We start from the raw sequence: 13,218 nt of genomic DNA, 5'->3' as shown, positions 1-13,218 counted from the left end.
CCTTTCAAAATAATTCTTGAAAGGGTTTTTATCAATATAGAACATTTTAAATTATTTCTTTACCACATTTATGGTTTTGGAATTGAACTTGGTAAATATTGATACCATATAGTTTCCAGCTTGAAGCGCAGACATATCGACTTCAAATTCCAAAGAACCGTTATCCTTTGTTAATATTGTTTGACCTAAAATATTTCTAACAATTACAGATTCTATTACTTCAGAATTTGAAATTTTTAGAGAAGTTGTCACTGGATTTGGAAAATATGTCAAGCTACCGAAAGATTCATCTTGAACTCCTAAGTTTAGCTGTACCAAAATGGGTAATAAATCACCCTCGCAACCATCTACTGTTTGGCTTACATAATAGGTTGTGCCATCCTCAAGAACCGTAGTAATTGGGATTTCGTTATTTCCATCCTCATCGGAATAAAAGATAAGGTTTTCACCAGTAACCTCAAGGTCTGCAAGCGTTTCACCAGTCTCAAAAGTTTGTGGACTTTCAGCTACGGGAGCAGCTGGAGATGGTGTCACTGTTACTAGAACTTCGGCTCTATCTGACGTGCAGGTCTCGCCCGGAGTTACTGTCCAATTGTAAAAGAAATAATATAGTGTAGCGTTGGTATCATTGTCATTAATTGTTCCTCCAAAAACAGAGCCCAATGTACCTATGGGATAAGGAAATCCAGGATGCCCGCTTGAAAATTCACGTACTAACGTGGGACTTATGCTTGCTACTAAATTATAATCGGTGCCTGTCGGTACAAAAAAGTCTAAATCTAACGTAAATGGAACAGGATTGGCAGAATTACCTGCTGGACATGAAATTGTTATTTCATCTAATATCGCCAGTGTATTATCTTTCAATTGTACGGTAATATCACCAGGATTGGCAGATGCCAAGTAAACAACAACTGAATTGATCGTAAAATCTTCATCTGCATTGAAAGCCAATCCCCACGGACTTGTTGCTGCAACTACCGAGGAACTTGAATTTCCAGCCGGGGCAACTCTAGCTGCTCCTGTTTGAGGTGTGCCCATGGCGTTATTTACAGATTCTGCCCAGAATGAAGTGGTCGATGAGAGCGCATCCGTCTCAAATGGAGAACCAGAACCTAACAAAGTACCTCCGGTTTGGGCGTCATACCAATTAATAACCTCTCCGTCATGAGTTGCCGTAAGAGTTGCCGTATCACCCTCGCAGATTGTTCCGGGACCACCAGTTGAGGTGATGGTTGGATCTACACATCCTTGTGCGTGAAGTATCGGGCTTGTGCTAAACATAATAAGGCAGAGAATACCAACTTTTGCCATTTTCGAAATAAATCTCTTCTTGTAATTTGTTTTCATATGTCACATATTTTAAATAATTAATATTGGTAATGTAAGAAAATATTATGGAACAGCAGGTTTGAACAGTGTAATGGTTCAATAATCTTATTTGGTAGCTAGTAATACTACAAACCTACTTTTGATCAAAAACCTATGATTCTAGAAAAATATATTGATTAAAATATTACAATCGGTCGTCCATCTTTTAAGGAATGAAAAATTGTTGTTTAAAATAAATTAGGTAAGTATTTAAGAGATTTAATTAGTTTGTTAGGATGTTTGTTCGTATTGTTAGGAGGTTTAGTTTGTTTGTTAGGAGTTTTGTCCGTGCTGTTAGGAGAGCTATGTCTGTTGTTAAGAGATTTGTTTGAATTTGGAAGGCGATTTATTCAAATATGGGGATAGATTGATAAAAACCATGAGTTTTCATTTCAGGGTTAACCCTGCTATTTCAATCTTTCAAAAATAATGTTCTGAAATATGGTGATTTTCAGTTAAAAACCTGCGGGGAGGGGAGCGGTCTTTGTTTCGGCGTTGGTCATATTTACTGTAATGTTTGGGAGTGGCTTCGAAATAAAACCATTTCTGAATATGATTAAATTCATATAAAGATCTATTGAAGTATCTGCGCCAGAACTATTTTGGAATCTACTATTGTTCACGAAACCTTTAATGTGCCAAGTGTTAGTTGCGGTGCTTATGTAGGCATATACTTGAAATCCTTCAACTTTATTATTATCCAGCGTACTGCGAATGGTAATATTGGTGTCTGTAGAGCCGGCGCGCAAAAAATAGAATCCTTGAATGGTTACCAGATAATCTGTAGCGGATATTTTGGTATCATAATCCGTAAGACCGGCCGTATTCGTATTTCTGAAAACAAATTCCACGTAATTTATGGGTCCATATTTGCTTTGCTCAATATCATACTGGACAATCTGGTCATCCGTTTTTTGTATCAATAATTTTGAACCCCTGATTTGGGTGGAGTTTCCTGGATTTTCAAGATAAAGTCGGTCGCTCACGATAGCGCTTCCGTTCACGTCCAGTGTTTCCTGAGGGTTTGGATTGTTGATACCTACCTGCGCTACTACAGCGGTAGTGTGTAGAAATAGTATGGCGGCGATGTATATAAAATTCTTCATATGAAACAGAAAATTTTACAAAGTGGGAACAGCGCTTGCCATTCCCGTGTTTGACCCACCAAGATTGGTGGTGATTACAGGAAGGTTGCGGAAATATGATTTGTCATAAATAATGAGGGTGGCCCTATACCGAATGCCGTTGGGGGCGCTTGCCTGCAAATCGAGAAATCGATTCTTTATCTCCAGATGCCAAGTGCCGTTTTCCACGAATGCCCGTACCAAAAATGCACCGATGGAAGTAGTGGTGCCGCTCGCCGTTTTTGGGATGGCATCTCCCAAATATTGAAAGTTGGACACGGCAACTACATATTTGTTCGCATCATATTGAAGATTGACGTTGGTTAGATTGTCCAAGCTCACATTATTGAAGCGGTAATTGATCACGTTAATGGGCGCAACCGTTAGTGAATCTACATCCAGCACGGTTATTTCGCCCACCGGGCTTGAGTTGGTAAGCCTTGTAAGCAGTTTGAAATCTTCATCGGTGTTTTTAACGGTAGGGAGTGTTCCCAGATTAAAACCTTGCTGTACGAGCATAGACCCGTGGACGTCCAGTGCGGCACGCGGGGTTTCTGTACCAATACCCACTTGGGAAAAACCAAAAGCACAAAAAAGAAGAAATATAAGTGGAGTAATTTTTCTAGCCATATATCAATTGATTATAGGTGAAGTGGCACTGCCGGTAGTCGCATTTGCCATGGGAATGTTTACGGTCCCGAACTGTTTTGAAAGATCCCGGGAATATATCAAGGTAGTTATGGTCCAAGTACCAATTTCTGAAGGTGTTCTATTGTTTGCCGAAGGATAATCCGCAATAATATGCCAGGTTCCATTTTTTATGAATGCTGAAGCGTATGGAATACTGGAATTAATACCATTGGCGGTGTTCATTATAAGTTCACGGTTGTAATGGGCAGAAACCGTGTTTAAAACATAATCAGTAGCGCTTATGCGGGTATCAAAATCCAAAACCCAATCCAGTTGTGGGTTTACAATTACATATTCCTGAATATAGCCCAGTGCGGCCCCCGTGGGGTTGCTTACATCGAGAGTTTTAATAAAATCATTTTCATCCTGAATAAGAAAAGTAGAATTATCAGAGTCCTTCAAGGATTTGATTTTTGTGATCACAATGGAATCAGAGATTTTTGTGCTTCCGGCCACTTCAAGTGCCGTGCGGGGGCTTGTGGTGTTTATTCCCACTTGGGAAAAAACATTTGGCATCAAGCAAATACAGCAGGTGCCTAAACACACTAATTGCTTTAAGTAGGTCATTATAATCGATTTGGGACTTCAAAAATAAATAAAATTTTAATAACTATTTAGAAAATAGTGGAATATAATGTTTATTTAACGTAATAATTATACCGATAATCGAAGAAATGGACATTTTTATATTTCTAATATTGATTTAATCATATAAATTAAAAGTTTTAATTTTAGACATCAAACTTCCAAAATGATAAAGAATAGTAGCGATTTTTCTTCAGATTTTAATTCCTATTTGATAAATACGGTGGGTTTACCTGAAGTGGAGGCGAAAGAAATCTCAGCTGGGTTGCATCGAGAAAAATACGATAAGGGTTCTATATTATTGCGCAGGGGCGATGTATGCAAACATTCCTTTTTCGTTGAAAAGGGTCTTTTGCGATCGTATATGCTTGATGATAGCGGAAAGGAACACGTTATACAATTTGCGCCAGAAAATTGGTTTATTGTGGATAGGAGCAGCGTATATTTCAATGATCCTTCCGAAAGTTATATTGAAGCCATAGAAGACACCGAAACCGTATGGATAGGTGAGCATTTTATGTGCCGTGCAGCGGAGGTGAGCCCAGCATTTGGACGATATAACGATAAACTTTTGCACAACCACATACGGCAGATGCAAAAACGCATTAATCTTTTATTGGGTGCAACGGCACAGAAACGTTATTTAAGTTTCATCAAGATGTACCCAGATTTATTGTTGCGGGTGCCCCAATGGATGATAGCCTCCTATCTGGGCATAACCCCGGAAAGCCTTAGCCGCGTAAGGAAAGAACTTGCCCACAATAATTTTAAAACCTTTTAATCGGGAAGGGGAACAAATTCCGTCTCTCCCGGAACTTTTGGGAATCGTTGCGCTTTCCAATCAGCTCGTGCCTTTTCAATAGTTTCTTTTTCTGAAGCAACAAAATTCCAGTGAATGTGGCGTTCTCCAGCGAATGCTTCGCCCCCAAATATATATACGGTCGTGTTTTCCGCCATTTCAAATTCACATAAAGTGCTATCCTTTGAAACCAGTATTTGCTTAGGTTTATATGTATTTCCCTCACTAATAACCGTTCCTTCCAAAATATATAGCCCGCTTTCGCCAAAAAGATAATCACCTAGTTTTACCTTTTTTCTCTTGCCGCTTTTCAATTCCAAAAAATATAAGTCACTGTGTACGGGCACGGGCGATTTTTTTCCGAAGACTTCACCCGCAATAACTTTTATGGAGACACCGTCTATTTCAAATTGGGGAATGTCCTTTTTTTCAGTATGATGGAAAGACGGCTCCATAAATTCCAAATGTTTTGGCAGCGCCACCCATATTTGGAGTCCGTGCAATGTTTTGCGAGTGCCCCTAAGATTTTCTGGAGTTCTTTCAGAATGAACCACACCTTTTCCCGCGGTCATCCAATTGACCGCACCTGGGGTTATTTCAATTTCAAAACCCAGACTGTCGCGGTGCATAATGCTTCCCTCAAATAAATAGGTTAGCGTGGAAAGTCCAATATGGGGATGCGGCGGCACATCCAGATTTTCATTTTCACCCATGGAAACCGGGCCCATATGATCAATAAATGCGAAAGGGCCTACCATTCGCTTTTCACGAAATGGCAGAAGCCGGCCGACCATAAAATTACCAATGTTGGCAGCGCGTTCTGGGATTATTGTACTTAAATTTGACATATTTTTTTGTGAATTTTAGAGAATGTCCATAAAAGTCTACACTGCGCTTGACCGCACAGAAGCATCCTCTAAATTACATTAATTTATTCTTCCAGATAGCCGAATTTTCCCATATTGAAATCACTTATTGCCTGTACGAGTTCGCTGCGCGTATTCATAACAAATGGACCCTGGGCAGCAATGGGTTCATCTATGGGTTCGCCACTAAGTACCAGTACTACCGCGGCTTCGGTTGCTTCAATTGTAAATTCTTCCCCGTCATTTTTAAATAATCCCAAACCATCGGTATTTATTTGTTCAGTATTGTTCACTTTTATGGTTCCTTCAACAACCAAAACCACGGTATTGTAGTGTTCTGGAAAACTGAAATTTGCCTTTCCGCCCTTGTTCAATTTCGCATTGAGCATATGCACCGGAGTAAAAGTGTGCGCCGGGCCCTTTTCCCCATTGTACGTACCTGCAATCACTTCAACTGTACCCGAATTATTTGGCAATGCTACTTTTTTCATCTCTGCGTTTGTAATTCCCTGGTACTTGGGAGCACTCATTTTATCTTTGGCCGGAAGGTTAATCCACAGCTGCACCATTTGAAAATAGCCACCAGCCCTGCTGAAATTTTCCTCATGATATTCTTTGTGGAGAATACCTGAGGCCGCTGTCATCCACTGAACATCACCTTCAGCAATTACGCCGCTGTTTCCGGCACTGTCGTGATGGGCCACACTGCCTTTGTAAGCTATAGTTACGGTTTCAAATCCGCGATGCGGATGTACACCTACTCCGCGAGGCTGTTCCGTAGGAGGGAAGTAGAATTTACTGTTGTAGTCCATCATAATAAATGGATTCATTCGCTCAAAACCTTCATTAATTGCTGAAGGAATATATTGATGAACCCTAAAACCATCCCCAACCATGTGAGGTCTTGGCGGAGTAAGAATGCGTTCTATATTTCTTGTTTTCATAATTCTGAATTTTAAATTATTTTATAAAATTACATCGGAAACCACTGTTATCCATTGATGTATGGTAAGAAGTTTTGTGTGGATTATTTACTTTAAAACAAAATCGAGAACCCTGTTCTTATCAAACAGGTTCTCGATCAAAAAATAGGGAACAGTTAATTTGTAAAAATTATTGTTTTATGAATTGCAGTGATGCAATGAGTTTCACTTTGTCGCTCACAACCACGCTTCCTGCTTCTGTGACGGCATTCCAGGTTAGCCCAAAATCCTTTCGGTTTATATTGCCCTCAAACTCAAAACCAGCTTTGGTCTGTCCGTAGGGATCTACCGCTGTGCCGTTATATTCTGCATCAAGTGTGATTTCCTTGGTCACATCTTTTATGGTAAGATCGCCGGTTACTTTGTTTCCGTCAAAGGATTTTGATTTGAAAGTAAGCTTCGGATGTTTGTCACTTCCGAAAAATTCATCACTCTTCAAGTGGTTGTCACGGTCCTTATTATTCGTATTTACGGAATCAACCTTTGCAGAGAATGAAAAATCAGCATTTTTGAAATCTGGATTATCCGTTTCGGCTTTCCCTTCAAAATTTTCAAAGTGACCGGAAACGGTGGAAATCATCATGTGTTTCACCTTAAAATTGATTTCTGAATGAGCGGTGTCTATATTCCAAGTTGTTTTTGCGTTGTTTTCCATTTTATTATAAGGTTTTAATTATTAAATATTTACAAAGCAAAACTATATTACAAAAATTTGAAAGGCATTGATGTATGATAAGAAATTTATTTTTTTAATTTTTCGTAATCTTTAACGGCTAAATTCTGAAAAATGAAGTTATTTGATTAGCAAACCATCTTTAACACTAATTTTAAAAATCACAAATATGCAAGGGCTATATTTGGAACCAAATGAGCAAAATGGAAAATAAGAATAAAGAGATAATGACTGTGGGTGGCGGCTGTTTTTGGTGCACGGAAGCAGTTTTCAATGAAGTTGATGGTGTGGAAAAGGTGATTTCTGGCTATACCGGGGGAAAGGTGCCCGGAGTACCAACCTACCGCGAAGTGTGCTCAGGGCTTACGGGACACGCAGAAGTTGTGCAGGTAACATTTGATTCATCAATAATTACGTATGAAGATTTATTGGTAATATTTATGACCACGCACGATCCCACAACTTTGAATCAACAGGGTGCAGATCGCGGTACGCAATATCGCTCCGTAATTTATTATCACAATCAAATCCAAAGAGAAATCGCAGAAAAAATTTTTAACAAAATGGCTCAATATTTTGATAATCCAATTGTTACAGAATTAAGTCCTGCCGAAAAATTTCATCCCGCCGAAGATTACCACCAAAATTATTATGCAAATAATAAAAGTCAGGGTTACTGTAGTGCGGTTATTAATCCAAAATTGGCTAAATTGCGGAAGATGCACAGTGAAAAATTAAAATAACACCTTTACGTTTTTAAAAAAAATTCTTTTGTAAATGGAATTCACTTTTATAAAATCTTAAAAAGCAAGAATAATTATCTCCCCAATTAATTTATGCTTTTTGAACCTTCGTTTATCGAAGGTTTTTTTTTGCTTTATACTTAATTATTTTTAACATAAGTTTATGCCGAAATGCCAATATGTAAAGGATTTGTATCATTTGTTATAACCTAAATTTCATACTTTTGAAACCTACGAAATCAGCCAGTTGGAAAAGAAGGAAAAGAAAAAAACAAAATCAAAAAAAAATCGGTTTTTAAGAATCATCGCGAAGGTTTTTGCTGCTCTTATAATTCTGATAATTCTTCTCATATTATTTATACGAAGTCCTTGGGGCCAAGGGATTATAGTTGATTACGCCACCAATTACGTTTCAGAAAAGACAAATACCAAAGTTGAAATTGAAAAACTCTTTGTCACCTTCGGCGGAAATATTATGCTGAAAGGTCTGTATTTGGAAGATAAGAAAGGCGATACGCTTATCTATTCAAAATCGCTGGAAGCCGATATTCCATTTTTGCCCATTATAAAAGGAAACGCCATTGCAATCAATTACATAGATTGGGAAGGGCTCCGTGCAAATATCGTTAGAAAAGATTCCGTTGAAGGGTATAATTTCCAATTTTTAATGGATGCATTTGTTGCTACGGATACTACGAGCGTTGCTAGTGATACTACTTCAAACGCGATGGAAATTGTATTGGGTAGCTTCAATTTTAAAGATTTCAATATAGTTTACAACGATGAAGTTTTGGGGATTGACAGCCAATTTGAAGTCGGAAAGTTAAGTCTTGAAATGAAAAAAACGGATCTGGAAACAATGGATTTCAGAGCATTGAATGCGTCCATTTCAAATTCAAGAATTAAATACCATCAATCCCCCGTGCCGCCAGACCCAAATGCTGAGCCAGTTCCCCTGCCATTTTTACAACTCGATGAGCTTTCACTGAAAAACGTTTTTGCGGATTATCAATCTATGGGGGACGGCATTGCTGCAAATCTAGAAATAATCGATTTTTATCTGGAATTGCCAAAAGCAGATTTGGTCAATAACGATATAGAAATAGGCGATGTTCAATTGAAAAATTCAATAATCACCCTTACAACCGAATCCACAACCAACGCGATTACTGAAAAGGCAAAAGAAACCACGGAGCAAACCAAAGAGGAAATTCAGGCATTTGAGTGGCCCGATTTTAAAATTGCTATCGCCAATATTGATTTGGAGCAAAACAACATCAGCTATTTAGTTGAAAATGCCGAAGCAAAAGAAAATATTTTCAACCCCAATGCAATTGTTTTAAAGGATTTCAATTTGCAGGCGAATAAAATATTTCTGAAAGAAAAAAATGCAGGTTTGAATTTGGAGTCACTCACTTTTGAGGAATTTTCTGGATTTAATTTAAAGGAGATGGCACTGAATCTGGAAATTACCGATAGATTTTTGGATGTAAATGATATAGCTGTTTCTTTAAATAATAATCTTTTAAATGGCGAATTTAAGATGGATTACCCATCGCTCGCCAAAATGATTGAAGCACCGGACCAATCAAAAATCGCCCTGGATTTCCCAAGATTTCAGGTTGATTTGAAGGAAATTTTCAAATTTCAACCAGAGCTTAGAAAAAATGAATATTTGGTAACCCTTAGCAAGCGATATCTCACTGGTAATGCAAAAGCTTCTGGATATCTTTCATCCATTCAAATACCCAATGTAAATATCCGCTGGGGAAATACCACCCGTATTTCTGCAAGCGGACTTATTCAGAATGCAACAGATCCTGATAATCTTCAATTCAATATTCCTCGATTCACCGCACAGACCAAGCGCAGGGATTTGCTCCAGTTTGTCAACGAACAGGATTTTGGCGTAAGTCTTCCAGAAAATGTTTCGCTTAAAGGAAATGCCAAAGGCAATGTAAATGATGTTTTCGCGAAAGCAGAATTGAACACTTCCCAAGGAATTGCAATTATAGATGGGCATTTCAAAAACGATGCTGACATTGCTTTTGACGCAGACCTTGAAATTAAAGAATACAAGCTCAATGAGCTGCTGAATAACGAACAATTGGGAGCTTTAAGCCTTAACATAAAAACGAGCGGAAAGGGTAGTGATATCAATACGCTCGATGCCACGCTCGATGCCACAATTTCCAGCTTTCAATTCAATAATTACGAAATTAAAGATCTCGCGATAAACGGAAATATTAAGGATGGCAAGGGAAATGTTGTTTCAAAATATAAAGACCAAAATCTCAATCTGGATTTAAATGCAGGGGTGGTGCTGGATTCGGTGGCGCCCGAAGTGAATATAAGCCTCAATTTAATTGGTGTAAATCTGCAATCTCTAGGCGTTATGACGCGCGACGTTCGCGCAGCCCTAAAACTTGATGCCGAATTTAAAGGAAACGCAGAAAATTTTGATGTCATTTCAACCATCGGGGACGGCGTTGTGGTGTATGATAATAAAACCTATTTGCTTGGTAACGTATTGGCAACTGCGCACGTAGAAAAGGACACAACCTCCATTTGGTTTGACAATAAGATTTTACAGCTTCAGCTGGAAAGTAACACAGATCCGGCGACTTTCGGCACAGCCGTTCAAAGGCACATTGCAAGCTATTTTTCTCGGGAAATAAAACTTCCCGACAGCATAACCAACCCAGTAAAATTGAACATAAAAGGAAGAGTTGCCGAGGATCCTGTTTTAAATGAAGTGTTTTTGGTAAACGTTAAAGAGCTGGATACCATTACGCTCGCTGTAGATTTTGATGAAAGGGCGAGAAAACTGAAGGCCGATATCAATGCGCCGCATATAAATTATGGCGGAAATGAAATCGACAGCCTCGCATTTTCGATGGACACAGATAGAGAAAAATTCGTTTTTGATCTTGGGTTTAACAACATCAAAGCAGGTCCTATTGATATTCAAAAAACAAAAATTACCGGAAACCAGCAAAACAATGAACTTTCGCTTGGTTTTAATGCTTCGCATAAAGATAGCACGCTTATAAATATTCAAACAAAAATCACGGGAGATAGCACGCAGTTGCGTTTTCATGTAGTTCCCGCAGATTTAATTCTGAATAAAAAAACTTGGGAAACACCCGCGGAAAACGAAATTATCATTACTGAAAATAATCTGGAATTCAATGATTTTATTTTCAGAAGAAATAGCCAAACGGTGGAGGTTACAGATAAACTTCCCAATGTGTCCAAAACCCACGTTGCCATCGATTTTAAAAATTTTCGCTTAAGCGAAATTCTAAATTATCTGAACCCGGATGAAAAACTGGCTACCGGAAATCTAAATGGAAATTTAGTATTTGAGGAACCCTTTGGAAATACTGGGCTTTTGGCAGATCTTTATATTGAAAAATTGAAAATTTTAGATGTAAACTTGGGGAGATTGAGCATTGATGCCAAATCTCTGGGTGGAAATAATTATGATTTTAATCTGGCCTTAAAGGAAGGTGAAGTGGATCTCGATTTAACGGGCGATTATGTGGCTACCGAAACGGAGGCAAAGCTGAATCTTGATTTAGATATCAATGAATTTAAAATGAAAGCTTTGGAAGGTTTTTCATTGGGTGAAATTACCGATACCGATGGCAGTTTTTCTGGAAATTTCAACGTAACTGGAAGCCCAACCGAACCAGAATATGAAGGAAGTCTCTATTTTGATGATGCTGCTTTCAAAATTAAAAAATTGAATGCTCCCTTTACCCTGGCCAATGAGGAATTGCAGATTGACAACAGTGGTCTGTCAATGGATAATTTTACGATTCGGGATGAAAACAACAATAAATTTGTAATTAGCGGTAAAGTAGGTACAGAAAGTTTTGTAAATCCAACGTTCGATCTTGAGCTGAACGCTACAAATTTCCAAGTACTGAACGCCACGGAGGATGACAACGATTTTCTGTACGGCAAGGCAGCTTTTGATGTGGACGCAACACTAACGGGCGATCTCCAAATTCCGGTTTTGGACATGAATTTGGATGTGAATGACGATACCAATGTTACATACGTAATGCCAGCATCTTCCGTGGCCATTGAGGAACGCGATGGCGTGGTTCTTTTTGTGAACCGTGAAAATCCAGATGCCATTCTTACACGAACACAACAGGAAACAGGCACGCTGGGCGGTTTTGATGTAAGTGCGCTGCTGAAAATAGGAAAGGCCGCAAAAATTACCATTGTGCTGGATGAGGAAACCGGAGATAATTTTAAGGTATTTGGTGATGGGGATTTAGATTTCAAAATGAATCCAAATGGACAAATGACGCTCGCCGGAGTTTACGAAATTGCTGGCGGCCATTACGAAATGAACCTCTACAATCTCGTAAACAGAAGATTCGAACTTGCTCCCGGTGGCCGTGTAAGCTGGTCCGGAGATCCCTTTGATGCGAAATTGGATGTAAGCGCGATCTATAAATTGGAAACTTCCGCTTCGGCATTAATGGCTCCCACGAGCTCTTCAGCAGATCCTTCATTTAAATCGAGATATAGACAGGTTTTACCTTTTTATGTGTATTTGAATGTAGATGGAGAGCTTACGCAACCCGTAATTTCATTCAATCTTGATATGCCGGAGGATGAGCAGGGTGCTGTTGGCGGACAGGTTTACGGAAGGGTTCAGCAATTGAACCAGCAGGAAGATGAACTTAATAGGCAGGTATTTTCACTTTTGGTGCTCAATAGATTTTATCCCGATCCCGGAAGCGATGGCAGCAATGGCGGATTTGCAACCGTGGCCCGCGATAACATTAATGATGCAGTTTCAGATCAATTGAATACCTTTTCAAATAAATTATTGGGAAATAGTGGAGTTGAACTGGATTTTGGCTTGGCCAGTTATACTGATTATCAGGGCGACACGCCACAGGAGCGCACCCAATTGGATATTGCTGCCCAAAAGAAACTTTTTAATGATAGATTGATTGTGCGGGTGGGAAGCGAAGTGGATATACAAGGAAGCAGCCAGACAAATGAACCTGCACCATTGATTGGCAATGTAAGTTTAGAGTATTTATTGACAGAAAATGGCCGCTATAGATTACGTGGTTTCAGAAGAAATCAATTTGAGAATGTAATTGACGGGCAGACCATTGCCAGTGGTATTGCACTTATTTTCACTCAGGAATTCAACAAGTTTGATGAGCTTTGGGAGGCAATTTTAAAAGGCGAAACCCAACAGGAAAAAGCCGATAGAAAGGAAGCTGAGGAAAAAAAGAAAGCGCAAAAAGAAGAAGAAGAGCAACAGGAACTGGAAAAAAGAACGGGAACCGAAGCAACCAAGGAAGATGAAAATTAGCATTATTTAAAATCTGATAAAAAACTTT

Annotated in this window: 10 protein-coding genes; 3 read left to right on the top strand and 7 right to left on the bottom strand. The window is 38.9% G+C overall.

The features are described from left to right. Positions 1-51 precede the first annotated feature (51 nt). The 4 genes from KIV10_RS07230 to KIV10_RS07215 all read right to left on the bottom strand — a co-directional run bounded on the left by KIV10_RS07230 (position 52) and on the right by KIV10_RS07215 (position 3,752). Positions 52-1,350, bottom strand: coding sequence for an Ig-like domain-containing protein (locus KIV10_RS07230; RefSeq protein ID WP_214112848.1), 1,299 nt, complete (start codon positions 1,348-1,350; stop codon positions 52-54). Between the two features lie 476 nt (positions 1,351-1,826). Next, positions 1,827-2,477 carry a hypothetical protein gene (locus KIV10_RS07225; RefSeq protein ID WP_214112847.1) on the bottom strand — a complete coding sequence of 217 codons (651 nt, stop codon included), beginning with the start codon at positions 2,475-2,477 and terminating at the stop codon, positions 1,827-1,829. A 15-nt stretch (positions 2,478-2,492) separates the two neighbouring features. Continuing rightward, positions 2,493-3,125 carry a hypothetical protein gene (locus tag KIV10_RS07220; protein ID WP_214112846.1) on the bottom strand — a complete coding sequence of 211 codons (633 nt, stop codon included), beginning with the start codon at positions 3,123-3,125 and terminating at the stop codon, positions 2,493-2,495. Positions 3,126-3,128: 3 nt separating this feature from the next. Then, on the bottom strand, positions 3,129-3,752 hold the full coding sequence (locus tag KIV10_RS07215) for a hypothetical protein (RefSeq protein ID WP_214112845.1): 624 nt from the start codon (positions 3,750-3,752) through the stop codon (positions 3,129-3,131). A gap of 184 nt (positions 3,753-3,936) precedes the next feature. Here KIV10_RS07215 and KIV10_RS07210 point away from each other — a divergent pair, with 184 nt between their 5' ends. Continuing rightward, complete coding sequence (locus KIV10_RS07210; RefSeq protein ID WP_214112844.1) at positions 3,937-4,551, top strand: Crp/Fnr family transcriptional regulator; 615 nt, start codon at positions 3,937-3,939, stop codon at positions 4,549-4,551. Here KIV10_RS07210 and KIV10_RS07205 read toward each other — a convergent pair. From KIV10_RS07205 to KIV10_RS07195, 3 genes are all read right to left on the bottom strand, one after another. Next, positions 4,548-5,417, bottom strand: a complete 870-nt coding sequence (locus tag KIV10_RS07205) for a pirin family protein (protein ID WP_214112843.1) — start codon at positions 5,415-5,417, stop codon at positions 4,548-4,550. The two genes, KIV10_RS07210 and KIV10_RS07205, sit on opposite strands and share 4 nt — an antisense overlap. Positions 5,418-5,500: 83 nt before the next feature. Further along, positions 5,501-6,379, bottom strand: coding sequence for a pirin family protein (locus KIV10_RS07200; RefSeq protein ID WP_214112842.1), 879 nt, complete (start codon positions 6,377-6,379; stop codon positions 5,501-5,503). A gap of 169 nt (positions 6,380-6,548) precedes the next feature. After that, positions 6,549-7,073, bottom strand: a complete 525-nt coding sequence (locus tag KIV10_RS07195) for a YceI family protein (protein WP_214112841.1) — start codon at positions 7,071-7,073, stop codon at positions 6,549-6,551. A 221-nt stretch (positions 7,074-7,294) separates the two neighbouring features. Between KIV10_RS07195 and msrA the strand changes: the two genes are divergently transcribed. Together msrA and KIV10_RS07185 are read left to right on the top strand one after the other, a co-directional pair. Beyond that, positions 7,295-7,834, top strand: a complete 540-nt coding sequence (msrA, locus tag KIV10_RS07190) for a peptide-methionine (S)-S-oxide reductase MsrA (protein ID WP_214112840.1) — start codon at positions 7,295-7,297, stop codon at positions 7,832-7,834. Between the two features lie 247 nt (positions 7,835-8,081). Then, positions 8,082-13,190: a translocation/assembly module TamB domain-containing protein gene (locus KIV10_RS07185; protein ID WP_214112839.1), complete on the top strand. Its 5,109-nt coding sequence runs from the start codon at positions 8,082-8,084 to the stop codon at positions 13,188-13,190. Positions 13,191-13,218: the final 28 nt, after the last annotated feature.

It is taken from the genome of Aequorivita echinoideorum, assembly GCF_018476645.1.
GTDB lineage: Bacteria > Bacteroidota > Bacteroidia > Flavobacteriales > Flavobacteriaceae > Aequorivita > Aequorivita echinoideorum.
The sequence above is the reverse complement of the archived record's forward strand: the minus strand, read 5'-3'. Positions and strand labels throughout refer to the sequence as shown.